General features: G+C 60.0%; 27 protein-coding genes. 23 read left to right on the plus strand and 4 right to left on the minus strand.

What is annotated here, in order from left to right:
* Positions 1–80 precede the first annotated feature (80 nt).
* The 19 genes from H0485_RS15095 (at position 81) to H0485_RS15180 (ending at position 16,412) form a co-directional block, all read left to right on the plus strand.
* Positions 81–614 carry a phage portal protein gene (locus H0485_RS15095; protein WP_226936782.1) on the plus strand — a complete coding sequence of 178 codons (534 nt, stop codon included), beginning with the start codon at positions 81–83 and terminating at the stop codon, positions 612–614.
* 11 nt (positions 615–625) lie between these two features.
* Positions 626–1,279, plus strand: a complete 654-nt coding sequence (locus H0485_RS15100; protein ID WP_226936783.1) for an HK97 family phage prohead protease — start codon at positions 626–628, stop codon at positions 1,277–1,279.
* 22 nt (positions 1,280–1,301) lie between these two features.
* Positions 1,302–2,477, plus strand: coding sequence for a phage major capsid protein (locus H0485_RS15105; RefSeq protein WP_226936784.1), 1,176 nt, complete (start codon positions 1,302–1,304; stop codon positions 2,475–2,477).
* Positions 2,478–2,530: 53 nt separating this feature from the next.
* Positions 2,531–3,058: a head-tail connector protein gene (locus H0485_RS15110; RefSeq protein ID WP_226936785.1), complete on the plus strand. Its 528-nt coding sequence runs from the start codon at positions 2,531–2,533 to the stop codon at positions 3,056–3,058.
* Positions 3,058–3,432: a phage head completion protein gene (locus tag H0485_RS15115; protein WP_226936786.1), complete on the plus strand. Its 375-nt coding sequence runs from the start codon at positions 3,058–3,060 to the stop codon at positions 3,430–3,432. The genes H0485_RS15110 and H0485_RS15115 overlap by 1 nt, the downstream gene beginning before the upstream one ends.
* The gene (locus tag H0485_RS15120; protein ID WP_226936787.1) at positions 3,429–3,641 is read left to right on the plus strand and encodes a hypothetical protein; all 213 of its coding nucleotides are present in this window, start codon (positions 3,429–3,431) and stop codon (positions 3,639–3,641) included. The genes H0485_RS15115 and H0485_RS15120 overlap by 4 nt, the downstream gene beginning before the upstream one ends.
* Positions 3,638–4,048 carry a DUF3168 domain-containing protein gene (locus tag H0485_RS15125; protein ID WP_226936788.1) on the plus strand — a complete coding sequence of 137 codons (411 nt, stop codon included), beginning with the start codon at positions 3,638–3,640 and terminating at the stop codon, positions 4,046–4,048. The genes H0485_RS15120 and H0485_RS15125 overlap by 4 nt, the downstream gene beginning before the upstream one ends.
* Before the next feature lie 156 nt (positions 4,049–4,204).
* Entirely contained in the window at positions 4,205–4,684 is a 480-nt protein-coding gene (locus tag H0485_RS15130; RefSeq protein ID WP_226936789.1) for an HK97-gp10 family putative phage morphogenesis protein, read from the plus strand.
* 66 nt (positions 4,685–4,750) lie between these two features.
* On the plus strand, positions 4,751–5,194 hold the full coding sequence (locus tag H0485_RS15135) for a phage tail tube protein (RefSeq protein WP_226936790.1): 444 nt from the start codon (positions 4,751–4,753) through the stop codon (positions 5,192–5,194).
* The gene (locus tag H0485_RS15140) at positions 5,194–5,649 is read left to right on the plus strand and encodes a gene transfer agent family protein (protein WP_226936791.1); all 456 of its coding nucleotides are present in this window, start codon (positions 5,194–5,196) and stop codon (positions 5,647–5,649) included. The genes H0485_RS15135 and H0485_RS15140 overlap by 1 nt, the downstream gene beginning before the upstream one ends.
* Positions 5,646–5,798: a hypothetical protein gene (locus tag H0485_RS15145; RefSeq protein WP_226936792.1), complete on the plus strand. Its 153-nt coding sequence runs from the start codon at positions 5,646–5,648 to the stop codon at positions 5,796–5,798. The genes H0485_RS15140 and H0485_RS15145 overlap by 4 nt, the downstream gene beginning before the upstream one ends.
* Before the next feature lie 314 nt (positions 5,799–6,112).
* Positions 6,113–8,794, plus strand: a complete 2,682-nt coding sequence (locus tag H0485_RS15150) for a tape measure protein (RefSeq protein WP_226936793.1) — start codon at positions 6,113–6,115, stop codon at positions 8,792–8,794.
* 149 nt (positions 8,795–8,943) lie between these two features.
* Complete coding sequence (locus H0485_RS15155; RefSeq protein ID WP_226936794.1) at positions 8,944–10,206, plus strand: hypothetical protein; 1,263 nt, start codon at positions 8,944–8,946, stop codon at positions 10,204–10,206.
* The gene (locus H0485_RS15160) at positions 10,203–10,715 is read left to right on the plus strand and encodes a DUF1833 family protein (protein WP_226936795.1); all 513 of its coding nucleotides are present in this window, start codon (positions 10,203–10,205) and stop codon (positions 10,713–10,715) included. The genes H0485_RS15155 and H0485_RS15160 overlap by 4 nt, the downstream gene beginning before the upstream one ends.
* Positions 10,715–11,110, plus strand: coding sequence for a C40 family peptidase (locus tag H0485_RS15165; protein ID WP_226936796.1), 396 nt, complete (start codon positions 10,715–10,717; stop codon positions 11,108–11,110). Before H0485_RS15160 ends, H0485_RS15165 begins: the two co-directional genes overlap by 1 nt.
* Entirely contained in the window at positions 11,107–13,749 is a 2,643-nt protein-coding gene (locus tag H0485_RS15170; protein ID WP_226936797.1) for a phage tail protein, read from the plus strand. Before H0485_RS15165 ends, H0485_RS15170 begins: the two co-directional genes overlap by 4 nt.
* 348 nt (positions 13,750–14,097) lie before the next feature.
* The gene (locus H0485_RS22120) at positions 14,098–14,862 is read left to right on the plus strand and encodes a glycine-rich domain-containing protein (protein ID WP_494338139.1); all 765 of its coding nucleotides are present in this window, start codon (positions 14,098–14,100) and stop codon (positions 14,860–14,862) included.
* Between the two features lie 10 nt (positions 14,863–14,872).
* Positions 14,873–15,283: a hypothetical protein gene (locus tag H0485_RS15175; RefSeq protein ID WP_226936798.1), complete on the plus strand. Its 411-nt coding sequence runs from the start codon at positions 14,873–14,875 to the stop codon at positions 15,281–15,283.
* A gap of 775 nt (positions 15,284–16,058) precedes the next feature.
* A complete protein-coding gene (locus H0485_RS15180; protein ID WP_226936799.1) occupies positions 16,059–16,412 on the plus strand; it encodes a hypothetical protein in 354 nt (117 codons plus the stop codon).
* Positions 16,413–17,382: 970 nt separating this feature from the next.
* On the opposite strand, the gene H0485_RS15185 is transcribed toward H0485_RS15180, so the two are convergent.
* A complete protein-coding gene (locus tag H0485_RS15185) occupies positions 17,383–17,553 on the minus strand; it encodes a hypothetical protein (RefSeq protein WP_226936800.1) in 171 nt (56 codons plus the stop codon).
* Positions 17,554–19,086: 1,533 nt separating this feature from the next.
* On the opposite strand from H0485_RS15185, the gene H0485_RS15190 reads away from it, so the two are divergent.
* The 4 genes from H0485_RS15190 to H0485_RS15205 all read left to right on the plus strand — a co-directional run bounded on the left by H0485_RS15190 (position 19,087) and on the right by H0485_RS15205 (position 21,244).
* The gene (locus H0485_RS15190; protein WP_226936801.1) at positions 19,087–19,608 is read left to right on the plus strand and encodes a lysozyme; all 522 of its coding nucleotides are present in this window, start codon (positions 19,087–19,089) and stop codon (positions 19,606–19,608) included.
* Between the two features lie 3 nt (positions 19,609–19,611).
* Positions 19,612–19,821: a hypothetical protein gene (locus H0485_RS15195; RefSeq protein ID WP_226936802.1), complete on the plus strand. Its 210-nt coding sequence runs from the start codon at positions 19,612–19,614 to the stop codon at positions 19,819–19,821.
* Entirely contained in the window at positions 19,818–20,042 is a 225-nt protein-coding gene (locus tag H0485_RS15200; protein WP_226936803.1) for a hypothetical protein, read from the plus strand. The genes H0485_RS15195 and H0485_RS15200 overlap by 4 nt, the downstream gene beginning before the upstream one ends.
* A gap of 494 nt (positions 20,043–20,536) precedes the next feature.
* Positions 20,537–21,244: a hypothetical protein gene (locus H0485_RS15205; RefSeq protein ID WP_226936804.1), complete on the plus strand. Its 708-nt coding sequence runs from the start codon at positions 20,537–20,539 to the stop codon at positions 21,242–21,244.
* Between the two features lie 476 nt (positions 21,245–21,720).
* Here the strand turns inward: H0485_RS15205 and H0485_RS15210 are convergent, their stop codons facing one another.
* The 3 genes from H0485_RS15210 to H0485_RS15220 form a co-directional block, all read right to left on the minus strand.
* Positions 21,721–22,152, minus strand: coding sequence for a DUF1284 domain-containing protein (locus tag H0485_RS15210; protein ID WP_226936805.1), 432 nt, complete (start codon positions 22,150–22,152; stop codon positions 21,721–21,723).
* Between the two features lie 13 nt (positions 22,153–22,165).
* Positions 22,166–22,717 (minus strand): biotin transporter BioY, encoded by a 552-nt coding sequence (locus H0485_RS15215; RefSeq protein ID WP_226936806.1) that lies wholly within the window; start codon positions 22,715–22,717, stop codon positions 22,166–22,168.
* Between the two features lie 113 nt (positions 22,718–22,830).
* On the minus strand, positions 22,831–23,481 hold the full coding sequence (locus H0485_RS15220) for a GntR family transcriptional regulator (RefSeq protein WP_226936807.1): 651 nt from the start codon (positions 23,479–23,481) through the stop codon (positions 22,831–22,833).
* Positions 23,482–23,565: the final 84 nt, after the last annotated feature.

Consider the following 23,565-nt stretch of genomic DNA (forward strand, 5'->3'; position numbering starts at 1 on the left):
AAAAAATCCTCGGGGCGCTCAACGCCCTTCAGCAGCTCATCCAGTAGTTCCTTGGAGATCGTCATGCATGCTTCCTTTCGATGAAGCATGGACCGGATCACTCATACACAAAAGACAGGACACTCTCCAAAGACGCTCTGATTGACAAGCTGCCCGGCACCCCGATCTTTGACAGCGGCACGCAGTATCGCAGCATCATCGCCACTCAGGCTGAGATGCAGCTTATGGAGACCCGGCGCTTCCTGATCGAGGAGGTTGCCCGCGCCTATGGCATCCACCCGATCTTTCTGGCTCACGACGCCGCCGGTCAGTCTCTGACCCGGATCTCGGATGCGATGGACTATCACGTCACGGTCACGCTTGGCCCTTGGGTCAAGCGATGGGAGCAGGCGATCCGGTTCTCTTTGCTTGAGCCGAGCCAGTATGTCGATTTCGACGAAACCCAATACTACCGCATGGATCTGGCCACTCGCGCCGATTACGCGGCCAAAGCCCTCGGCAACAATGCGGCCTGGGAAACCCCGAACGGCATTCTTGAATGGATGGGCAAGAACCCCATCGAGGGCGGCGATGTGCTGCCAGTGGCGAAGCAAACCGCCCTGTCGACAAAGTAGAGGCAAAAGCGATGGATCTGGAATTCAAGCTGGCGGGGCTCGATGAGTCTACCGTCACAGAAGAAGGCACGTTCAGCGGCTACGCCTCGCGGTTCGGCTCGGTGGACCAGGGCGGTGACGTGGTTCTCCCGGGGGCCTATGCCAAATCTCTGGCCTCCGGCCGCACACCTGCGATGCTATGGCAGCACCGTTCAGACAGTCCGATTGGGATCTGGGTTTCCGCCAAAGAGGACGCCACAGGCCTGCGGGTCGAGGGCAAGCTCGACCTCAATACGATCAAAGGGCGCGAGGCGCATTCGCTGCTTAAGCTGGGTGCGATCAAAGGGCTATCGATCGGCTACCGAACTATCGAGGCTGAGCAGATCGGGAATGAGCGCCACCTGAAAGAAGTCGATCTTTGGGAAATCTCGCTCGTGACCTTCCCAATGCAGGCAAATGCTGGCGTCGAAGCAGTGAAGGGCGTCGACGCCAGCATCCTGGCGACGAAATCTGGCGATTTCGCACCCCTCAAAAAATCCGTGGAAGAAGCCCTGCGTGACGCGGGCTTCCCGGTCTGGTTGCGCAAGGCAATTGCCTCCCGCGCGCCTGATGCTCTGGGCGATGGACCGCGTGACGCGTCCGCTTCGGAGACCGCGAAGGCGATCAGAGACGCCTTCAAAATCTGACCGTCCATCACAGGAGATAAGTATGGACCTCGAAATTAAGCAGGCCCTTGAGGCCGCAACCGGCACTCTCACCGAGGTTAAGGCTGCCCAGACTGCACTCTCGGATCAGCTTCGCGTTCTCGATGAGAAGAAGGCTTCCGGCGAGGATGTGACCGACATCAAGGGCCGCATCGAAGACAGCCGCAAGGATCTCGCCGCGCTGGGCGACAAGGTTGCCGATCTGACCCTGAAGCTCTCACATCAGGGCGCAGATCTGGAAGGCAAGTCTCTGGGTCGGATCATCGCCGAGCACGACGAATTCAAGACCCTGAAGGATGACCGCAAGGCGCGCTTTGAGGTCAAGGATGTCACCACCGGCAGCTTTGGCACCATCACGCTTCCCGGTGGTGTGCGTCGCGGCTCGCGTGGCCTGATCCAGCCGGTCACGCAGGCGCTGTTCCTGCGCGACATCATCCCGACCGCCGCGACCTCGGCGGCCGTGATCGAATACCTTCAGGAAACCGGCTTCACCAACAACGCTGCCGTGGTGGCTGAGGGTGCGCAAAAGCCGCAATCGGAACTCACGTTTGAGCCGAAGGCCGCCCCCATGGTGAAGATGGCGCACTTCTTCCGGGTGACCGAAGAGACGCTGGATGATGTCGATGGCATGGAAGCTTATATCAATCAGCGCGGCCTCTATGGCCTCCAGCTGAAAGAGGAAGGCGAGCTGCTGAACGGCCCTGGCACAACTGGCCGGATTGACGGCCTTCTGGCAAACTCCACCGCCTATGACAATACGCTGGTCCCGGGGGTTACCCCGGTCAACGCGATGGATGACATTCGCGTGGCCATCGCTCAGGTTGCCGACGCGGATCTGATGGCTTCGGCAGTGATCATGAATCACCTCGATGCCGCCGCTTTGGATCTGGCCAAGGATGAGGATGGCCGCTATCTGCACCCCGCCTTTATGGGAAACACCGCATGGGGCTTGCCGGTCGTTCGCACCAAAGGCTTGCCGCAGGGCAAGTTTATCGTGGGCGGTTTCGTCGGCAATACGTTGATCTGGCAGCGCAAAGGCATCGAGGTGCGCCGGTCGACCGAGGATCGCGACAACTTCGTCAAGAACCTTGTGACGATCCTTCTGGAAGAGCGGCTCCAGCTGGAGACCCTTCGCCCCGAGGGTATCGTTTACGGCGATCTGACCGAACCGACGCCCTGATTGCGCATTTTGGGGAGGGGCCGTTGTGGCCCCTTTCTCCATCCGGAGGTTACATGATGCTGATTGAACAAGCGGGCGAACCAGTCGGCGAAGTGCTGAGCCGGAATGACGCCAAGGCTCATTGTCGCGCTTCGGATTTCGATGATGATGATACCTTGATCGAGGGCTATATTCTGGCGGCCGCCGAATATGTGCAGGATGTCTGTCAGACCATCCTTCTGCGCACGCCGTTCAAGGCGACCGGCCCGCGCTTCAATCTAGGTTTCACCGGCTTCCCCCGCCCGGAACTTTCAAGTGTTTCTTATGTCGATGATCTTGGCGCGACGATCACCGTCGATCCTTCGCAATATGAGATTTGCAAGGGGCGCCTGGTCGTTCACGGTGTGACATCTATCACCTCGGCGACAGTGGAGTTTACTGCGGGGATCGGGGCTGGAAATGTCCCGGCCAAGCTCGTTCAGGCCGCGCGGATGATGGTCGCGCATTGGTATGCAAATCGTGAGGCCTCAGGTGAAGGCTTGGCCCCGGTGCCGCTGGGCGTTCGCGACATGGTGGCCCTGCATCGGAGCTTTGCGTTCTGATGGCTACCGCTGGTGATCTTCATGAGCGGTTTTCCTTTGACCGCCCCGACACAGCCGAACTGCCGGGCGGCGTAACGAAGCCAGGATGGGTTCAGGCACATCAGTGCAGAGCTCAGACCATCTATCGCCGCGGCACTGAGGTTGTCGAAGCTTCGCGCGGCGAGGGCCGGGCCGTGTTCAAGCTGCGCATCCGGCAATGCTCCGCCGCCCGCTCGATCACGCCGGCATATCGGGCGCGGGATTTGCGTCGTGGCTTGCCCGCTGGCGAAACCGGGGATCCGTTGCCGGGCACCCGCTACAACATCACCGAGGTGGATGCGATCTCGGATCGGCAATGGATCTTCATTGTGATCGAGGGAGGGAAGGCGGCATGAGCAAGGTAGAATTCGCGGAAGTTGAATTTCGGCCCCATTTCAGCGGACATATCTCGGCCTGGTGCCAAGGAAAATATCTCGGTTACGTTCTTGCCGATGGGGAAACAGTATCTGTTGTCCTTTGCCTCAAGGTCTTGAGTCTTTCCGGGCGCTCGGTTCGATCAGAGGCCAATAAGTGCGTTCATCCAGAACATGCGAGAACAGCATGAGTGCTTCCGCCGCCCTTCAGATCGCGCTGATTGACGCTCTTCGCGCCAGCGCTGGCGTCACGGCCAGTCTCGGCCAGCGGATCTGGGATAACGCGCCAGATGAGGCGACCTATCCATATCTGACCCTTGGGCCAGCGCAGGAGCTCGATGACAGCGCCGAGTGCATCGATGGCGTCGAGTGCCTGCAGCAGCTCGATATCTGGACGAAAGAAGACGGCTCTCAGCTCACCGCCAAGATGATCTGCGGCGCGGTGAAAAAAGCGCTGCATGGCGCTGATCTTGAACTGAATGCCCCCTATGCGCTGTCAGCCATCGTGGTTGAGAGCCAGCGGGTTGTTGGGGATCCGGACGAGAAAATTTCTCATGGCATCGTCAGTGTCCGGGCCTCGATCGAGGAGGAAGGCTGATGTGGGTCGAGTTCATTCAAACCTTCCGCTGGCGGCCGGGCCCGGGTGTGTCGATCCGCTACTCACCCGGGATGCGCCTGCTGGTCACGCGGCGTTGCGGGTCTGCGGCCATCAAGAAGGGGGCCGCGCGGAAGTCCACCAAACCGGAGGCGACTGATGGCGCGCGGGACGACAATCATCGGGCTGGCGAAGTTGGAGCAGAAGCTGAAGCGCCTGCCGAAAGTGGCGAAAGAGCTGATCCGCCAGAAGATGGCCGAAGCCGCAGATCAGGTCGTGGCGATGATGAAGAGCCGCGTCCCGGTATTGCAGCAGCCCGACCGCAGGCGGCAGGCCGGGGCGCTGCGGGATAGCATCGGCTGGACATGGGGCCAGCCACCTCGCGGATCAATGGTGATTGCCACACTGCGTGGCGCGGGCGTCGGGGGCGACCTGACCATTACGATCTATGCCGGATCTCGCGATAAATCACAGGGATCAGCTGACGCCTTCTATGCCCGGTGGGTTGAGTTCGGCACCACCAAAATGAAGGCCCAGCCATACTTCTACGTCTCCTGGCGCGCGAACCGAAAAAGCGTTCGCCGGAAGATAAGCGCCGCTGTGAACAGAGCGGCCAAAACCGTCGCCGCTGGCGGCTGAGCAGATCCTGCACTGCAGGCGCCCGGATCGCCCTTGGGCAAGGCTTTCAAAATATGGAGCCAGAGCATGGCTAAGCCCGTAACCGTCCGGTTCGGTAAGTTCTTCGTTCGCTTGTCTGACGGGGCAACGCCGCCGGTCTTTGCCGCACCCTGCGGCTTCACTTCCAAATCCTTCACCCGCAGCAAAACGCTGGGCGAAGTCAACGTGCCGGATTGTGATGACCCTGACGCCGCCGCCTGGGTTGAGCGGGACGTGCAGAGCATGACGGCCTCGATCGGTGGTGATGGCGTACTTGCGAAGGCCGCCGTGCCGGTCTGGGAAGCCGCTCTCGCAGGGTCCGACAGTATCGAATGCGAGGTCGAGCTGGAATATCCCGATGGAGCAACTGACATTTACACGGGCTTTTTCCATCTCGAGAGCTTCGAGATTACCGGCGCCCTCGGCGAGCGGGTGAACGTGTCGGTTTCGATGCAATCGGATGGTGTAATCACCCACACCCGGAGCGCCTGATGGGTCGCAGCGCAAAACTGGATCTGGACTGGGCGGATGGGACTTATTCCTTCCGCCTGGGGATCGCGCAGCTCGCTGAGCTGCAGGAAAAGACCGATGCGGGGCCGTGGTATATCCAATGGGCACTGCAGATGGCGCTGATGTCAGGGCAGGCTGGTATCACGCCGCCTAAAGATGCCTCCCCAGCCTACGTCATCGACACGATCCGGCTGGGTCTGATCGGCGGCGGCATGGATGCCGTACAGGCTTTGAAAAAGGTGCGCGCCTACTGCGGTGATGGCCAGCTGACCGAAAATATCCCTGTTGCCTTTGCCATCATTGCAACGGCGCTGCAGGGGGTGCCGGAGGATGAGCCGGAAAAGCCGGAGGGGGAAAGCGAGACCAGCGCGAACCGCTCCCCCGAGGAAGAATCCGGTTCGCGCAAATCTATGGGGTCGGAGCTGCCATCGGCTTGAGCCCTGAGGAAGTCGGGACCTGTTCCTTCTGGCAGTTCGGCGCTGCCGTGTCAGGCTGGAATGCCACGCATGGCAGCGGAGATCAGGCGGGACTGACGCAGCAGGATGGGGATGATCTCTGGCAGGGCGTCATGGATCGGATGAATTGATACCGATTTGAAGGGTCAGCAATCAACCGCTGCGAAAACCGCATAGTTCGCACCGGTTAGGGTTTCCCGGATCACCGAGCATCCGGACTTTTCCTCAATGACCTTGATCAGGGTGAGCCTGGTTTCTGGGGGATATGGTGGTTTCCCCGATATGTTCGCAAACCAGCCTCCTTGGTGGGTGCCATATAGGATCCGGTCCCCTCCCATCATCACACTGCCATGTACGTCAGACCCAATTGGGGCGGTCATATAGCAGGCGCTAAGCGGCAAAATAGCGCTGAGAAGCAGGGCGCGATTTTTCAAGGGAATTCTCCATGGCAACTGATCTTGAGAAATTGGTCGTCCAGTTTTCAGCTGATATCAAGGGTTACGAGCGCGCGATGACGCGCGCTGCTGGGATTATGAATAAGCAGGCGCGTGAGATCGAAAATCGTGCGCGGCGAATGAATAAGAGCCTCGATCAGATCGGCCAGCGCGCTGCGAATTCTTTCATCGCTCCGCTTACCGCTGTCGGTGCTGCGCTCTCAGTCCGCGAAGTTGCGCGCTATGCAGACGCCTGGACTGTCGCTCAAAACAAACTGAATGCCGCCTCGAAGATCTCGGGGATGCAGGCCCGCAGCCTCGAGGATCTGAATAAGATCTCGGATGATACCCGGAGCGGCATCAGTGAAACTGTTGACCTTTATGCCAAACTTATGCGGTCAACCGCTGGGGTGGCGCAATCTGAGATGGAAGTCGCGAAGGCGACTGAGATTGTGAATAAGGCCTTCAAAGCCGGGGGGGCTGCAGCTTCGGAGCAGGCGGCAGGTATTCTCCAGCTCTCGCAGGGTCTGGGTTCCGGCGTACTTCAGGGTGACGAACTCCGCTCTGTGCGAGAGAATGCCCCGATCCTCGCTCAGGCGATAGCCGACTATTACAAGGTCAGCATCGCTGGTCTGAAGAAGCTTGGAGAGGAAGGGCAGATCACCTCGGAGGGGGTATTCAAGGCGATCCTTGCGGCCGGACCAAAGATCGAGGCTGCATACTCGACCACAAACGCCACGATTCAGGACGGCCTGACCCGGGTCAGCAACGCATTCACGCAATACATTGGTCAAACTGACAGCAGCCTTTCAGCTACGCAAAGGCTTGTCGCTGGCATGACTGCTTTGGCGGACAATTTCGAGAATATCGCTGATGTGACGGTCAAGGTCGCTGCGATCATCGCTGGTGCTCTGGTCGGAAGGTCTATCCTCGGCATGGTGGCGAGCCTCGGGATCGCATCCAAGGCGATCTGGGTCTTTATCGCCGCAGCGCGGGCCGCAACGTCTATTTCAGGCCTGACAGCGGCCTTTGGTGGCTTGGCCGCGGCGGCAGGGCCTATCGGGCTTCTTTTGGGTGGTGCCGCAGTAACCGCGATGATGCTTTATTCATCTGCCACCAAAGAAGCGGGCCAGTCCAGCGAGGGGCTGGCCAAGTTTTTAGAGGATCTGGGCCTGTCAGCTGAAGAGGCTGCCGGCAAGGTCGAGGCCTCTGCAGGCAGGATCAAGAACGCCAGAAAGAAGATGCTTGCGACAGATGAACTTGCCGCAACCGAAGGTCTTTCGGCAGCAGAAAAGCGCATTAGGGAGCTAGATGCTGAAATTTTGGCGGTTATTTCTCGATTTGAGTCTCTTTATATGGTGAACGGGATCAGTGATGAGCTGATCGAAAAGCTGATTAAGGCGCGGGAAGAATTCCAAGAGGGGAAGGCAAACTCGGAGGATCTTCGGCAGGAAATTGCAAAGCTTGCCACCCTCAATCCTAACTTCTCTGGCTTGGTGAATGCCCTCACGCCTCTTTCGGCAGAGCTTTCCAGCCTAATCGGCCAGGCGCAGAACCTTGGCACCATTCTCCTGAGCCTGTCTGATGCGGAAATAGATGACCCCAGTTCCCGGCGTCATGCAGAGGACGCTCCGGAAAGGGCTTTGGCCAGAGAGAATGAAGCATACCTTGCAGAGGCTCGCCGCAGGAACGCGCTTTCCAAGGATGCTCGCGATATCGAGGATGAAACCAATCGCATCCTGAAAGAGCGGCCGCAGCTGATTAAGGCGCAGGCCGAGGCTCTGGCGCGCGAGAATATCGCCGCACGGGACAGCGGTAAAAAGAGCGGAAGCAAGGGCGGCGGAGGCCCTGTCGAACGTTTTGACGACAGGGTTTTGAAAGAGATCGCTGCGATGAACGCAGAGACGGAAGCGCTTGAAAAGCTGACCGGGGCGGCCCGCGGATATGGCTTCTCGGTTGAGAAGGCCAGAAAAGAGGCGGAGCTTCTGCAGGAGCTGCAGAACAAGGGGGTGAAGGTAACGCCGGAGCTGGCCGCTAAGGTTGCTGAGCTGGCCGGGGAGTGGGAAAAATCTGCCCGGGCCAATGAAGAGGCAAATGCCAAGCTGGAGCGCCTGGAGGCTATCGGGCAGTCTGTCGCTGACAGCCTGAGCGCGGCCTTTGAGAGGGCCTTTACCGATCCGCAGGGGGCGCTGAAGGATCTGGCTAAAGAGCTGGGCATGCTGGCGCTGAAGATGCAGCTTTCCCGGCTTCTCCCAAATGTCTTTGGGGCCAATGGCATTGTGCCCCTCGGCTATGCATCTGGCGGCTATACTGGCCCTGGCGGCAAGTACCAGCCCGCAGGCGTGGTGCATAAGGGCGAGTATGTCATGGATGCCGATACGGTGCGCAAGGGTGGCGGCCCGGCCGCGTTTGACGCCCTCCGGCGCGGTATCAAGGGGTATGCGGGGGGCGGCTATGTGGGCACCCCGTCAATCCCCTCTGTGGCACGCGCTGGCCGGGCAGGGGCAAGCACATCGATCAATGTTATCGACCAGCGCAGCGCCGGGTCTCCGCCCATCGAAACCACGACTGAGAGCGGCCCGAATGGGCGCGAGGTGGTGACAATGATCGTCAAGGATGAAATGGCGCGCGGCGCCTTTAATGCCCCCATGAGGGCAAGGTACGGCGTCCCGTCGCAAAAGGTGGTGAGATAGTGGCAAACCCTATCGAATGGCCCGCGGGCGTTCCGTCCTGCATCATGCCCATGTCCCCGCAAGGCGGGCTGCGTGATAACCGGCTGAGCTTTGAGACTGACAGCAGGCTGAACCCTATCGAGCGCCCGACATCGACATGGGCACCGGAGGTGTATTCGGTGGATCTCGCGCCGTTGAGTCTTGACCAGTTCTCTGCCTTCCAGGACTGGTATGTCAAAGATCTGGCATTCGGGACCAGGCCTTTCGTTTTCCCTCATCCGATTACGCGGCAGCCTGGCGCGTGGAAGATCGTCAAGGCTGATCCGCCATACCGGGTGACGAAATCTGGAATGATAGCGGCTGGATCAGATCGCCGCCGGGTCAACCTGTCTTTCTCGATCATGTCGCAGCCTCATGACCTCATGACCAGCCTTTTCTCTGGTGGTCGCGCTGGCATCCTGATCGAGGATTTCAATCCGGCAAATCGCCGCCTGTTCGCCGATGCGGCAGGGCTTGTTCCCGCGCTTCTGCCCGGCGGCGGAGTGGGCCGAGTGCGGCGCAGGACCGGCACTGTCGACGCTATCCAGACTGTCACGGCCAGCCGCCCGATCCTGATCAAGTGGCCGAAGGGCGGGCGACGCAACTTGCTCAACCTGAACACTTTTTCGGCTGCTATCTCCCCCGGGGAAAATATGCCCCCACAGTTCGGGGGCTTCAATTTCAGCCGGGCGGGCGGAACAGTACTGACTTTTGTCGGGAGGGGTGAACAAAATGGCCTCCCCTACATTGACTTCCGGATCTCCGGGGATCCCGTAACAACTTCTTTCTGTACGGTGTCCACAGTCCAAAGGTTTTCTGCAACGCTAGGAAGGCCCTCTGTTTCATCAGGGTACATCAAAGTGCCTACTGGGGCTGGAATCGCCAGGGCCACAGTCTCAACCGGGCAACATTTGGGGGCGGCGTTTGTCCGGTATGTAGACACAGAGGTCGTTTTGGGCACGCCCGAAGCCGAACGATACGTTTGCAGATCGGAGTTGGGCGGCGGCGCGGATTCTTTCAGCATGGTGTGGAGGTTTTTCGGAACCGCAGTTGGCACGCCAGTCGACGCGGTTGTTCGACTGGCCCTACCTCAATTTGAATTCTCATCAGAAGTCTCCCCCGCACAGCTGGTTACTTCCGCAAATGAAATAACCGAACCCGGCGTTCCGGACGTTTGGCATCTTGCCAGCGGAGCGCTGCCCGTGATGCTGCCCCTGGGCGAGTATGGCCGGGCTTTCGTCAATTACCTCGGGGCGCTGACCGTCGATAGCGTCACCAATCCGTCAGACGCTTTGCTGACCGCCCGTCTTTCCCGGGCGCTGCTTCGACAGGGTGCCTTCACTCCGGTCGAAGAGGCCCGGATCAGGCAGGCTTGGGGCGGAGGTCTGCCATGACCCGCAATATCACGCCAGCGGCCCGCGAGGATCTTCTGGCCGAGAGCAGCCCCAATGCGCTGCTGGGTTTCCTCACCATCCGCCACCGGAACCTGATCGAGCCGATCCGGGTGGTGAGCGATCCGATAGACTATATCGTTGGCGGCAATCACTTCATCGGTTGCCCCTTCGACTTTCAGCTTCTCACGGATGAGGACCGGGCACCGCAAACGCAGATCCGGCTTCAGAATGTGGATCGCCGGATAGGCGAAACACTGCGCACGATCACAGATCGGGCAACGGTTCAGCTGGAGGCGAGATCTTCAGCCGACTTCGATCTCTACATGACGCCGCGCGAAGAAAAGCCCGGCGGGTCGGCTGTGCTCTATGGGTTCCGTCACTTCGATTTGGTCGATGTGACGGTTACGCCAATCGAGGTCACCGGCACGCTCATGCTGAGAGATTTCACGCAAGAGCCATGGCCGGGGAAGAGGGCCACTCAAAGCAGAACCCCGGGGCTCTTCCGGTGATGTGGTGGGCGCAATATATCGGCATCCCTTTCAGAGACGGCGGGCGCGGACCGGATGCGTATGACTGCTGGGGGCTTTTGCGTAGGATCTATGCTGATCAGCTTGGGGTCGATCTGCCCTGCTATGGCGAGATCAGCGCAAAGGATCTGGCGCGCATCGCTAGAGAGATGGAGGCCGGGAAGGATCGTGACGGCTGGCAGGAATGCGGCCCGGAGCCTCTGGCGGTTGTCCTGATGCGGTCTGGGCGTGGCGGCCGGCGCGTTGTCCATGTCGGCGCCATGGTTGACCCTTTCAAAATGATACACGTCGAGGATGCCGCGGCAACCGCGATTGTACCGATCAATCATTTCAGTGTTGCAGGACGGATCTGCGGTTTTAGGAGACTTGCACAATGATCCTTGCGGTATATCGGGACACCTTCAGCTTCTCGCCGCAAGTGGTGCGGCTTCCTGAGGGCGAGACGCTGCAAGTCATGCGGTCGCGCATGCCCTCGTTGCCGGACGAGTTTGACGAATATGGCGTGATCTGCATTAACGGCCACCCCGTGCCGCGTGACCTCTGGGGGATGCTCCGGCCTAAGCCGCAGGCAGTGACTGAGATAACTTTTCATCTCCCGGCTCAGGGCGGCGGAGGAGACGGAAAGAATATTTTTGCCACTATCGCCTCAATTGCGCTGACTGTCGTTTCTGGCGGGATCGCGGGGGGCACGCTTTTGGGCGGCCTTACTGGCGCCTCTGTGGCCGGCGGCGCGACCGTCGCATCTCTGGCTCTCGCCGCCGGCGTCTCTCTGGCCGGATCGCTGTTGATCTCTGCACTGGTGCCTCCGCCAAGCATTGAAACAGCGAAGGGGAGGGCAGTTCAAAATCCTGGGGCCGCATCTGCAGATGGGAACCTTCTGGAACCAAACGGCCCGATCCCGCGCGTCGTCGGTGAGCGCAAGGTTTATCCTCCGCTTGCCGCCGAACCCTTCACATATTTCAGCGGACCTGACGAGGTTGTGGAGGCAGCCTACATCCTGGCTGGTCCCCATAGGATCCGGGATATCCGGCTCGGCGCGGCCTCGGTTTCCGGGGTCCCCGATATTGACTTTGAGGTGCGCGAGGGCTGGCCCGGAGAGATACCGATTGGTCTCATTCGCAGGCAGTCGAGGACGGAACCCCTGCAGGCCGAGCTGAGAGGCCACATTGTGAGCGATGAGGATGGCAGGACCATTTCCACCGTGACCGGAGACACGGCGACCGCGGCCCCTCAGGTGCAGATTGTGGCCACGCGAGATGCGCCGGATGAGCATCAGCTGCAGGTGATATTCTCGCAGGGCCTTCACCGGAACGGCAGCGAGACTGCGCTGCTGCGGGTGCCCCTGCGCCTGCGGCTGCGCGCCATTGGCGGCTCATGGGTGAGCCTGCCAGAGCTTCATTTCCAAGGCGCAACGCTGCGCCAACTGCGGGCCACGATCAGGCTTGTCTGGACCAAAGACGCCGCGGCAACGCCGAGCGCATCCGGAAGCGAGGGCTGGGTTGAGGCCAGAAAGGCCGCGCCAGGGCAGGCCGTTGCGCCGGCTTCTCAGGCCTTCGCAGCTGATCCATATTTCGGAACATCTGGGCCAGATTATATGGACGCGGCAAATCTGGAGGCCACTGGCGTTCAGCATGTCGAGCTTGACCGATATACGGCAACAATCCTGCTGGATGAGGCAGTTTTCCCGCGTGGCCGGTATGAGATCGAGGCTCAGCGCGGCGCGTCATTCCTCGCTGCGAATTACTCTCCCGCAGCATATACCTGTTCCGGCACCGTCTGGAATTTCTGGGGTTGGCAAGGCACGCCAGGCATTATCGTGATGAGCCGGGATCAGGTTCTCGATACCCTCTATATTCTTCGGTCGGTTTCCATCTGGAATGAGCCGCCGCTGCCCTCTCGTGATTTGGCAGTGATCGCCGTAAGGGCTCGCAACCGGGCTGTTGACCGTGCTTCCTGCGTCGCGGGGGGGTGGGTCAGAGACTGGGACGGGACTGGCTGGAATGACTGGAAGGTTACAGATAATCCGGCTCCGCACTTGCGCGATATCTGGGCAGGATCGGAAAACCTCGACGCTGTTCCGCAAGACCTTATTGACGATCAGGCTTTGGCTCAATGGCGCCTGCATTGCATCTCCAAAGGATATACCTGCAATGCCCTGATCGAGGACCAAAGCATAGATGATGCAGCGAGGATTGTTGCCTCTTGCGGTTACGCAAAGCCGATCATGAGCGATATCTGGTCCGTATCTGTGGACCGGGACAGATCATCTGAGGCGCCAGTACAGCTGTTTACCCCGCGGAATATGAGAAACTTCCAATACACCAAAGCTTTCGCTCGGGTGCCGGAGGGGTTCAGGGTCAATTTCCGGGATGCAAGCCGAGATTATGACGCACACCAGATCAGCGTTTTTCGGCCAGGGTCATCTGACGATAGCGGTCGCATGGAGCAGATCACGCTGGAGGGAATCGTGCATGAGGCGGATGCGATCAAGCGCGCTGAATACGATCAAAATCAGGCACAGCTCCGCAGCACATTCTACAGCTGGGAAGCCGCGGCGGAGTCCATCCTGTGCCGCCGGGGAGACCTGATCGCGGTTCAGCATGACATGCTGACCGAATGGTCAGGCGCTGGTCGAATTGTCGCGATCATCACAAATTCAGCTGGAGATATTGTTGAAATCCAGCTCGATACGCCCGTTGAAGTTGCCGAATACCCATTCCTTGATCAGGTGCCAAATCTGGCGGAAGAGCCGAATCTTGCGCTGCTCGGCCGGCGCAGCGGAGTCGCCATTCGGCATGGGGGATCCGTGGCCGTTCATCCAGCCAGTGGCGGCAGCGGATCCTCTGTCGAGTTTTCCCCTCCAATCGATCCGGATGATATCGGGATAGGCGATCTCGTCGCAGTCGGAGCAATTGGAAAAGAAACCCTGCGCCTGATGGTCTTTGGCGTAACCCCTCGCCCGAATTTTGAGGCGACGATCACCGCAGTAGATGAAGCACCGGAGCTCTGGCAGTAAATGGCAAACAGAAACACATTTAACGGCGGATCAGCCAATGTCCCGTGGTCCAATGTCGGAATGCCTGAGGGGTTCGGAGACAATCAGGCCCGGCATTTCAAGACGCTCTATGACGCGGCATCCTTCGCGCTCAGGGCTGTTGCCGGGACTGCAAATAATGTGACGGCAACGCTGGATCCCGTTTTGGACGGCGGCGGCTTTGTCGATGGCATGAAATTCACCATCACATGGGCGGCCAACAATACCGGGCCAATGACACTGGCTCTGAATGGCGGCGCTGCGATCAGCATTCTGGAGGCTGAGGGCTCAGCCATGGTTGCCGGTTCCGCAAAGCTCGGCGCGCGCGCGATGCTGGAGTATATCAGCGGCAGTTTCCGGGTTATCGGCGGCGGGGCTGGGGGCGGCCAGGCTGATCCGTATTATAGGGAAATCACCGCCTCGACTACATGGGCAAAACCAGCAGGACATGCTGATGACGCGATGGTCGAGATCGAGGCCTGGGGCGGCGGAGGCGGCGGCGGTCGCTCTGGCAACGTTACCGGGGCCACCGGGGGGGGTGGGGGAGGTGGGGGCTATATGCTGCTCACGATTAGCTACATTGACCTCCCCTCCAGCCTGCCCGTCATTATCGGCGCGGGTGGGGCGGCTGTAACTGGACAGGTCCCCGGTGGGCAGGGTGGCAATACCACTGTGGGGTCACTTCTGACGGCATACGGCGGGGCCGGAGGGCGGCACACCGGTGCTGTAGGTGGGGGCGGCGGGGGTGAGTTGGCCTCTGGGGACGCCGGTGTAGGGGGGATTCTGGGCGGAGGAAATTCCGGGCAAAACGCATCCACTATTTGGGGTGGGGGAGGGGGGAATACCGCCACTGTCACCGCTCAAATCGCAGGGTGCGCCGCCTACGGGGGAGGTGGAGGAGGGGCGGGAAACACCTCTTCGGGAGTCGGGGCTCCCGGAACGAGCCTGTACGGAGGGAGCGGAGGTGCTGGGGCTGCGCCGAGCGGATCGGGGGCTGCTGGCTTGGCCCCTGGGGGAGGGGGCGGAGGTGCTCGCACAGGCCCTTCATCCGGCGCGGGCGCTCGCGGTCAAGTGCGCATCAGGATTTACGGATAAGGAGGTCAAGATGAGGCTTGCACAGATTGTCGATGGCGTCGTGTCCAATGTGGCAGAGGTCGATCCGGATGCTATCCCCGATTTCATGTCAGAATGGATCGAGACGGAAGAGGCCGGGCCGGGGTGGCTCTGGTCTGATGCTGATGGCTTCCTGTCACCTGACGTTGAGCAAGAGCCCACGCCAATTCCGGAGGTAATCTCACGCCTGCAGGCTCGTATGGCTCTGCTTGGCGCAGGCCTTCTGCAGAAGGTTGAAGCGCATATCTCTTCATCGGGTGACGTCATGCTGCAACTTGCATGGGCTGAGGCTACGGAATGGCGACGCGACAGCCCGACGATTGCCAGGCTGGCAGTCGAGTTTAGTCTTTCCTCAGATCAGGTTGACGACCTTTTCCGCGCGGCCGGTGAGATCAGAGTCTGATCCGCCATACACTCTCCGCGCAGCATGCGGCCGATCTGATTGGCCTCCTACAGCAGGCCGTGGATGCCCTGACGCCCGCGCCTGAGATCGCCTCGACCGAGGACTGATAGGGGAGCCGCCCGCCAGGGCGTCCCTATGCACCCAAATGCCCTCAGCCCCGCTTTTCAGCGGGGCTTTCTAATGCGCTGGAGGCGCCGCAGAAGGCGTTGGCAATTACCTTGCTGGCTTAGGCCTGTGCCTTCCAGCGAGGAAGCGGACCCTGATTGCCTTATCTGAGGGGCAGGGATGATGGCACCGATCCCGTCAGCGTCCTGGCTGGGGCCTGGATTCTGAATGCATGACGGTGAGATTGAGCTGATGGACAGTCAGAACGGGGTCAGCAGGATCGAGGCGCAGCTGGAGTAACTGCGGACGGGGCCGTGATTAATCGCTGATGCGGGGCGGCTTCACGCCGTCGCCCATCATTCGGCTAATCTCCCGCTCGATGGTGTCCAGTGAGGACAGATCACCTGCGCGCGCAGCCTGCAATGCGTCCTCTATTCTAGTCCATCCGGGGTGATCATCCGGGATTAAATGGCCTGCCATATGCGCAACAGTCAGCGCATGCGCATAGACAACCCTATAGCTCGGGGTACGGATCGCCCGGTCTCGCATGTCTCTCAGGCGCTTATAGATCGGGATCGCGTACATGCCCTGCATATGGGGCTGATCCGACGAAATTCAATCTGACGACGCCCGGCCATCGCGCCGGGTTTATTCATGCGCAGGAGGCGCCATGCCTGACACTAACCTCTGGTCCGAGATCAAAGCTGCCTTGCTGGCCCTGCCAGTAGTCGGGCTGGCGATATGGGGCGCGCTCGGTGGCGCGACGAATGCCCTTGTGATCCGCGTCACAGCATGGGAGGCGCTGCGCCACATCCTCCTGGGTGCGCTGGTTGCTGCAGGGCTGGGCGGCCTGGGCGCGCCACTCCTCGGGCACTGGCTCGGCATGCCGACAGGAATGCTTTCGCCAGGTGATGGCGCGGCCACAGGCTCGGTTGCCTATCTGACAGGCTCTCTTGGCGCGGCCATTCTTGAGGTCATCATCCAGCGTATCCGTGCAGGGAGGTTGCCTCGTGACAATTCATGATCTGCGCCCAGTTGTCCTCTGCCCCATTCGGGCGCTGATCGTGCGGGTGGTGTTCGCGCTGATCGTGGCGGGGCTGATGGTGCTGTGTTGATAGCAACCAGCGCGAGCCAAATTCTATGGACGAGAAGTGGCGAGCCGAGGGGGCAAAGCCGGATGATCGATCTGACGGAGGCTTCGGCCTGATCTGTATCGCTTCAGGCCGGTTGCCAGAAGGGTGCTGCTTGCGCAAAGGAATGCTAGGCCAATCACCAATGGAGAAGCTGTTCCTGAGGAAGCAGCCATAGACAGGGCGCTTAAAGATAGGAGGCCGAATAGCACGGCTGCGCCCATCTCAGTTCGACCCATGGTTTCCAGTTCGTCGGGGGATGCTTTACTTCCGTCAAATGCCTTGGGCACCGATTTTCCTTAGCTGCCGGGGACCATTGTGCCCCGCTGTCCAGTACTCTAAAATGGCACACATTGCAAATTATCCATTGTCACTTGTGTAATATAGCACAGATACCACTGGCGCGCCTCGTGCGGGTTCTGTCCTCACAGCAGGGGCGATGTCCGCCTTGTGCGTGCGCGCGGTGATCCGGACCAGGCACGATCTGCGCGATTTGGCTACGGATCAGCAGCGGGTTGAAGCGTTCTTTGCCAATTGGGTCGCATCGCTCCGCCTGGTCACTGCAGGTCGAGAGGGCAGGATGTTCAAGGCAGCGGTGAACGCGGGTGATAGGCGTCCGATTTATGATCCATCTCGGCCCCACTGAGGGGCCGGGAGGATGGTGGAGGAAAAGTAAAACGCCCCGGGCCACTTCGGGCCTAGGGCGCAATCTCTGAAATTTCTCATTGAAACCAGCGTGGAATTCCTCCTCCGCTGGTTGACCACTAGCCCGGCAATGGATCCCGGCCAATTCCCCCATACCGGTTAGGCAATACTGCCCATGCCCTGGACCAGGTCACGAGCTACTGCCCGGGCGAGTGATGATTATGAGTTGTGGCGGTACCACTTCCGGGTAAAGCCGGATTTTGTGATCAAGGCGCCAATCCCGATACCAATCAGCCCTGCCAACAGCATGCTGGCGCTAAACGCCTTGATGGTGCTGAGGAGCATCTGAACAGAGACCAGAGTCGCGAAGATCCCAATCCCCGTCTTCATCCAGCTCCTGCGGAGGTGAGCCCCGCAACCTTTGCAAACTGAGAAGCGTTTCGCGACTTCGGTTCCGCAGTGGCCACAGATGTTGTTCACGAGCAGATCCCTTCAACGATTTTTCGGGGGAGGGCTACCAGCCTTCTGCTAATCAATCCACCCCGGGTCATGCCATTGAGCGGCCTGTCAGGGGCAGGAGTCGCAAACCGTCCCGCTTGCCGGTGTCGAGGTGATGATATTGGCGCTGCCACTGACGTTCGGCCAGACGTAGAGCGAGAGGCGCGATAATCGAAAAAAACGCCCCGGACCGCATCTGGCCCGGGGCGCACTCACTAAAAATTTCTGACTGAAACCAGCGTGGGATTCCTCCTCCGCTGCTTGAACGCTACCCTGCAGGTTGATACCGGCCAATTCCCTGAAACCTGGTAGGCAATCGTGCCCACGTCGCAGTGGATCTCAAGCGTTAGTAGAGTGAGTTTGCGCGCTGTGGTTGCCGGCGGCATTGTGCTTCACGTATCTGGAAGCAAATTCGACCTCTTTCTGAATGGAGAGCTCATCCATGGATTGGCGGCTCCATATGGTCTTAATCAGCGCCATGGCCACGAAACTGACCGTGCCAGAGCATGTGTAAGAGGCAATAATCAGGGCCCAGCCAGCGCCCATGGCGTATGCCGTTAAAGCGCAAGCTATTGCGATGAAAACGGTGCAGAATAGGTTCGCAGCTAACATGTTTTTCAGATACTGGATTTGCTCACAAGCGATGAGGGTGGCTGTTTGTGGCTATTTTGTGTCATTCTGGATGTAACTTTAGGTTGTGGTATGGAGAGCATGCTGTATCTCGTTCAGGTTTGATGCTTGGAGGGTTCCGCTCCTCGATCCCATAAAACGAAACAAGACGCCCTGAGGCGCCTTGTCCCATCACCCTGACTGAGCTGCATGTTGTGATGGGACCGTGTCCGACACGCGATGCGTGGAGCCAGCTGATCCGATAAGAATAGCACCTCTGAAAATGTTTATCAGGCCCTAAATTTTTCTCTGCGCCATCTCAGCTAAAACTGGCCAGTAATCACTCGCGACGTGCGCTGATTTTGGCCAGTTGCAGTTGCGATGGGTGCCATGCCTCGGAGGCATTGTCTCGGCGGCCGAGGCTTAAATGCCCCGTCAGTTGTATCTCACTACCGTCCATTCAGCCTGAGGGCAGCCTGACCTCTAATCAATTCCCCGAAATCCATTAGGCAATGAAGACCGTGTCCGCCATCGAGCGTAGCATTTTATCTGCCGGAGGCGCATGCGGGGCACGCCTGATGGGTTGATCGACCTGATCCAATACGGCTGGGTTGGGCGCTGCTCCTGACATCCGCGGACGCAACCGGATCGTTGCGCCCGCCTGGAACCACCGTCATCACGCGCTGCGCAAGTTCGGGACCATTAGGGATGTCGAGGTAATCAAGCGAGGGCTGACGACATCCTCAGAATACCACGTTTTTCGATTCGCCCCAACGGCTCGCCAATTCGGCGGGCCTTTTTCATTTGGAGAACCCCATGCAGATCAATCAGGCGGCCCTCGATCTGATCAAGGAATATGAGGGGCTGCGCTTGAGCGCCTATCAGGACGCAGTCGGCGTCTGGACCATCGGTTACGGCACCACGGCAGCGGCCAACGTCGGCATCATCCCCAAGGCCGGTATGAAGATCACCGAAGCTCAGGCCTCGACCTATCTGATCAAAGCGGTCGAGAAATTCGCAGCCCGGATCTCGGCAGGCATCACGGTGCCGGTGAATGAGAACCAGTTCGGGGCCATGGTCTCGCTGGCCTATAACATCGGGCCGACCGCGTTCCTCGGCTCAACGCTGCTGCGCAAGCTGAATGCCGGCGATGTGCCCGGTGCTGCTGACCAGTTCGCGGCATGGAACAAAGCGGGCGGAAAGGTGCTGCCCGGTCTCGTGCGTCGGCGTGCTGCTGAGCGGGCGCTGTTTCTCACGCCAGTAGCCACCGCGCCCCGCACGCCGGGGCTTCTGGCCCGCCTCATCACCGCATTCCTCAACCTGATCAAAGGAGCATGACCCATGAACTGGAACCTAATCCGGGGCCTGACCTATCTTTCCATGCTGATCGCCTCGGCGCTGGCTTTCCTCGGCCTTGCGGAATTTGATCCGTCGACCGGCATGCTGAACATCCATCCCTTTAACGCCTATGGTGCTGCTGCCGCGCTGGCCGGGGTGATTTCCTCGGGCCTCGCATCGCTGGCGCTGATCCGGGGCTGGGGCCGGAAATGATCGCCCTCATCGCATGGGCATGGCCCTATCTCGCCGCCGCCGGTGCCGCGCTGCTGGCGGCGTTTGGCCTCTATGCAAAGGGCAGGGCGGATGCCTCGGCTCGGGCACGTCTCAAATCACTGGAGGATGACCATGAAGCAGCTGCCGATCTGCGCCGCATTGTTGATCGCGGCCTGGCTGACCGGGTGCGCAAGTTCGATGACGCCGGGTTCCGCGACTGAGGCTGCCCGCTGCGAGATCTGGGGCAAGTCGCTGCCAACCCGGTCGCGGGCTGATACCGGACAGACGCAGGCCGAGATCCAGCGCGGTTATGCGGCGTTTGATCTGGCCTGCCCAGGGTTCGGGTGGATGGTGCCGGTGTGAGGACCTCGCGGGGAACAGGGAGTAGGGGATGTGGTATCCCCCGCGGGCATTTCATGCGAGCATGATCAGCCTCAGATTGTATTGCGGCGAAAGTATGGCGACGGGCGGTCTGGCGTGTCGCGCGCAGCTGACGCCGAACTGCAGCTGTTCTGTGGGGTAGGGTCCAAGCCCAGCAAAAACCCCTAGTTTTGGGTGGAGAGCTAAGACCCTTGCGGATGAGCCAGGATTGAAACTGAGGGCCCACTGCAGGCCACAACGGACATCGTGGGATGGCCTTGAGCGAGCCAATCGTTGCATATAGCTTGGCCCCATAGACAAATCTCAATTTTCAGCACGCAGCGGATTACCCATCTTGTCACTTATTTCGCAGCAACGGCGAACCCTCCCTTTCGTCATATTTTTCATTAGCATTGGTACGTTAATCTATGCAGCATTGGCTTTAGGTGCCCTGCCTGGGATCAATCTCGAGGAAGCTCATATTGGGAGGGCCATCGGCGTGGCTGCCCTTTCTGCTGCGTTCTGCGGATTATCGGTATTTCTGGTCGGAAGGTTTCTGAATTTGGTCCGTCAAAAGAACTCGGCGGGGGATGCCGATACCTTACCGGAATACAAGGTAACCTTGAATATTGACAAAGTTAAGCTGACTGATGCCGGGCGTGATGGGATGCCGTCGAACATCAGTCTCACCTTCGAGCTTAGCAATGAATCAGTTGAGACTGCTGTGAGCATGGACATGGCGCTGATCGTTCGAGATGCAAGAGAAAACAACCTCATTGCATATTCGAATAAGAGCGACGCGGCCCTGTGTCCGGGGGAGAAATTAGATTCTGCCTTTTCTCTTCTGCTTCCCGCGGATTGCCCGTCAGAAATAAGCGTATATCTTCACATCACTTACAGCGATAGCCGTGCCAGTGGCTGCTCTCTTATGCCATTGATTTTCACAAGTGTGTCGAAGAACGGCGGCCCATTGATTTTTCGCAGGGTTCCTGAGCGTGAAACCTTCAGGGCTCTCTATCATTGCTGGATACCAGATAACACCATTTCCGCTCGAGAGATGTAAAGGCTAATCTTGCCTCCCCATGGCATCGGCTGATGGTAGCTTTTTCCGTTTCAGGGAGCGAGATTCGCTGCGTTTTCATTTTGCAGACGCCTCGTAACCTATTGAAGGTATTATGCCCCAAAGTGTTCCGTTTTGCACTTTAAGTTCATGTTTTCATAGGAGTTGGACGGTTTTGGGTACCGTAGGTCGAGAGTTCGAATCCCTCCGCCCCGACCATTCTTCAGCAGAATTCCGGTATGTCGTTTGCAGCTCATCTTGCAAAACCGCATACAATGCCTTCCGGCCGGCCTGTGGCTTCTGCGCGATCCCATCTGATAGTCCGGCCGACAGGGTCGCATATCTGCTGAGCACTTCGGATTGGCGCTGAGGATGTGTCTGCCCCGGGATTTCGCTGCATCTGCCGTCTCTTTGCGCTGAGCCTGCGGTTGTCCGGGCAGCACTGCGCGACAGGGGAGGCCTGTCGCGCAGCAGCGGATTTAACGCTCAGCCCCGCTGATACGGGCCAGAGAAAAACCGTCATCGGCCAGGCTGGTGCACAGATCCGACCATTCACAGCCGCGGCAGGCGGCGCGGGTCTGGCCGCCGGCGAAGCCACTGCGCATCCGGCGCAGCAGGGCTGCGGTGGGGATGATCCTGCTGCCCGCTGTCACGGGCTGGCCCAGAAACAGGCCGATATCATGCGCGGCGCGCTGGTCGCGCGTGTGGACGCTGGCGCGGGTGCAATGCGGGGAGGGATCGCGCAGCAGCGGGGCGCAGATGTCATCCGGCCCTTCGGTCAGCAGGATATCCTCGCCCGCGTCCAGCCTCGCCGCGATGGCATCAAAATTTGCTACGAAGGCCGGTGAATAGCCTTTGCCCGCATAGCTCAGCAGGCAAAGGAGGTGATGCGCGCGCAGGCGGATGGTCATGACCTGCCCGGGATCAGCGCCGGATGATGGCCCGCAGGGTCAGCGCCCCTAGGGCGGATTTCAGCACCCCGCCGAGGAGGAAGGGGATAACACCCAGCATCAGGCCTTTTTCCGCGCCGATCATCACCGCCAGCCAGGCGCCGCCGATCACCAGGCAGAGCGCATTGCCAATCAGCATTGAGGCAAAGGCCAGCCAGGGGCGGTGGCCCGACCATCCGCGTTCGGCCAGCCAGCCGGTGGTGGCGGCGACAATCGGGAAGGCAAACAGATATCCGGCGGTCGGGCCGACGAAAGACGCGATCCCGGCGCTGCCGCCCGCCAGAACCGGCATCCCGGCCGCAGCCTGGGTCAGCCAGACCACGACCGTCACCGCGCCCAACCGCCAGCCATATACTGCCCCGATCAACGTCACGGCAAAGGTCTGCATGGTGATCGGCACCGGCACCATCGGCACGGTGATCCAAGAGGATAGGGTCAGAAGGGCCGAGCCAAAGACCACGGCCACCAGCTGCCATATGGCCGGACGGTCTGCCAGGGTGATCGTGCCGGAATCTGCTCTGTTCATGCTGTATCTCCTTCAGGCCCAGGGGCCGGAACTTTCATTTTCAACAGCTGTGATGACTAGTTGCAGCGGGCGGCCGGGGGCAATTCAGATTATAGATAATTTCCGCATATCTTTCAGCCGGTGCCGAAAACCGCAGATTTTCTGACCGGCGAGCGCCCGATCCGCCCGACATGGCGCGACAGCACACCGCAGGCGATCTCGGTCTGACCGCGCCGCAGCGCGGCCAGAATGGCGCGGTGATCCTGATCACTCGGCCGCTCCCAGCTGGTGCGCCAGGCGGCAAAAAGAAAACGGGCGCTGATCAGATGCAGCCCGTCGATGCTTTCCAGCAGGCGCGGCATGGCGCAGGGCGTCAGGATCAGGCGGTGAAAGCGGCGGTTCGCCTGCTCCCATTCGCGCACGTCGCGCGCGGCCTCGCCGGCGCTGTTGGCGGCTTCGGCGGCGGCGAGGGTCGCCGGCGTCATATTCGGGGCGGCGTGGCGCAGGGCCAGAACCTCAAGTGCGGCGCGCATGGCCGCGACCTCATGCAGATCCTCGGCATCGAAACTGGTGACCCTGACGCCGCGGCGGGGCTCGCTCACCGCGAGGCCCCGGGCCTCAAGCTGAAGAAAGGCCTCGCGCACCGGCACATGGCTGGCGCCGAATTCTGCCGCGACATGGTCCTGACGCAGCGGCGTGCCGGGCTTGATCGTGCCGTCGATGATGCGCTCGGCAAGGCTTCTGGCGATGCGGATCGCGAGCGGGGCGTCGGGTGTCTGCTTCATTCCCCCCGATAGCCATAGTGGCGGGGCGAAGTCTATCCGCGCGCGGGCCAGGCCGGGCGATCTGCGCGGATGTCGGGCCGGGCC

This window comes from Pseudogemmobacter faecipullorum, from assembly GCF_020539525.1.
Lineage (GTDB): Bacteria > Pseudomonadota > Alphaproteobacteria > Rhodobacterales > Rhodobacteraceae > Pseudogemmobacter > Pseudogemmobacter faecipullorum.

What these genes read in the sequence shown, in the direction of transcription:
- H0485_RS15185 (WP_226936800.1), bottom strand. Translation starts at nt 17,553, where the DNA reads ATGAAGACGGGGATTGGGATCTTCGCGACTCTGGTCTCTGTTCAGATG.
- H0485_RS15120 (WP_226936787.1), top strand. Translation starts at nt 3,429, where the DNA reads ATGAGCAAGGTAGAATTCGCGGAAGTTGAATTTCGGCCCCATTTCAGC.
- H0485_RS15190 (WP_226936801.1), top strand. Translation starts at nt 19,087, where the DNA reads ATGCAGATCAATCAGGCGGCCCTCGATCTGATCAAGGAATATGAGGGG.
- H0485_RS15175 (WP_226936798.1), top strand. Translation starts at nt 14,873, where the DNA reads ATGAGGCTTGCACAGATTGTCGATGGCGTCGTGTCCAATGTGGCAGAG.
- H0485_RS15100 (WP_226936783.1), top strand. Translation starts at nt 626, where the DNA reads ATGGATCTGGAATTCAAGCTGGCGGGGCTCGATGAGTCTACCGTCACA.
- H0485_RS15150 (WP_226936793.1), top strand. Translation starts at nt 6,113, where the DNA reads ATGGCAACTGATCTTGAGAAATTGGTCGTCCAGTTTTCAGCTGATATC.
- H0485_RS15200 (WP_226936803.1), top strand. Translation starts at nt 19,818, where the DNA reads ATGATCGCCCTCATCGCATGGGCATGGCCCTATCTCGCCGCCGCCGGT.
- H0485_RS15165 (WP_226936796.1), top strand. Translation starts at nt 10,715, where the DNA reads ATGTGGTGGGCGCAATATATCGGCATCCCTTTCAGAGACGGCGGGCGC.
- H0485_RS15135 (WP_226936790.1), top strand. Translation starts at nt 4,751, where the DNA reads ATGGCTAAGCCCGTAACCGTCCGGTTCGGTAAGTTCTTCGTTCGCTTG.
- H0485_RS15210 (WP_226936805.1), bottom strand. Translation starts at nt 22,152, where the DNA reads ATGACCATCCGCCTGCGCGCGCATCACCTCCTTTGCCTGCTGAGCTAT.
- H0485_RS15110 (WP_226936785.1), top strand. Translation starts at nt 2,531, where the DNA reads ATGATGCTGATTGAACAAGCGGGCGAACCAGTCGGCGAAGTGCTGAGC.
- H0485_RS15115 (WP_226936786.1), top strand. Translation starts at nt 3,058, where the DNA reads ATGGCTACCGCTGGTGATCTTCATGAGCGGTTTTCCTTTGACCGCCCC.
- H0485_RS15105 (WP_226936784.1), top strand. Translation starts at nt 1,302, where the DNA reads ATGGACCTCGAAATTAAGCAGGCCCTTGAGGCCGCAACCGGCACTCTC.
- H0485_RS15170 (WP_226936797.1), top strand. Translation starts at nt 11,107, where the DNA reads ATGATCCTTGCGGTATATCGGGACACCTTCAGCTTCTCGCCGCAAGTG.
- H0485_RS15095 (WP_226936782.1), top strand. Translation starts at nt 81, where the DNA reads ATGAAGCATGGACCGGATCACTCATACACAAAAGACAGGACACTCTCC.
- H0485_RS15180 (WP_226936799.1), top strand. Translation starts at nt 16,059, where the DNA reads ATGCCTGACACTAACCTCTGGTCCGAGATCAAAGCTGCCTTGCTGGCC.
- H0485_RS15195 (WP_226936802.1), top strand. Translation starts at nt 19,612, where the DNA reads ATGAACTGGAACCTAATCCGGGGCCTGACCTATCTTTCCATGCTGATC.
- H0485_RS15160 (WP_226936795.1), top strand. Translation starts at nt 10,203, where the DNA reads ATGACCCGCAATATCACGCCAGCGGCCCGCGAGGATCTTCTGGCCGAG.
- H0485_RS22120 (WP_494338139.1), top strand. Translation starts at nt 14,098, where the DNA reads ATGCTGGAGTATATCAGCGGCAGTTTCCGGGTTATCGGCGGCGGGGCT.
- H0485_RS15125 (WP_226936788.1), top strand. Translation starts at nt 3,638, where the DNA reads ATGAGTGCTTCCGCCGCCCTTCAGATCGCGCTGATTGACGCTCTTCGC.
- H0485_RS15215 (WP_226936806.1), bottom strand. Translation starts at nt 22,717, where the DNA reads ATGAACAGAGCAGATTCCGGCACGATCACCCTGGCAGACCGTCCGGCC.
- H0485_RS15220 (WP_226936807.1), bottom strand. Translation starts at nt 23,481, where the DNA reads ATGAAGCAGACACCCGACGCCCCGCTCGCGATCCGCATCGCCAGAAGC.
- H0485_RS15130 (WP_226936789.1), top strand. Translation starts at nt 4,205, where the DNA reads ATGGCGCGCGGGACGACAATCATCGGGCTGGCGAAGTTGGAGCAGAAG.
- H0485_RS15140 (WP_226936791.1), top strand. Translation starts at nt 5,194, where the DNA reads ATGGGTCGCAGCGCAAAACTGGATCTGGACTGGGCGGATGGGACTTAT.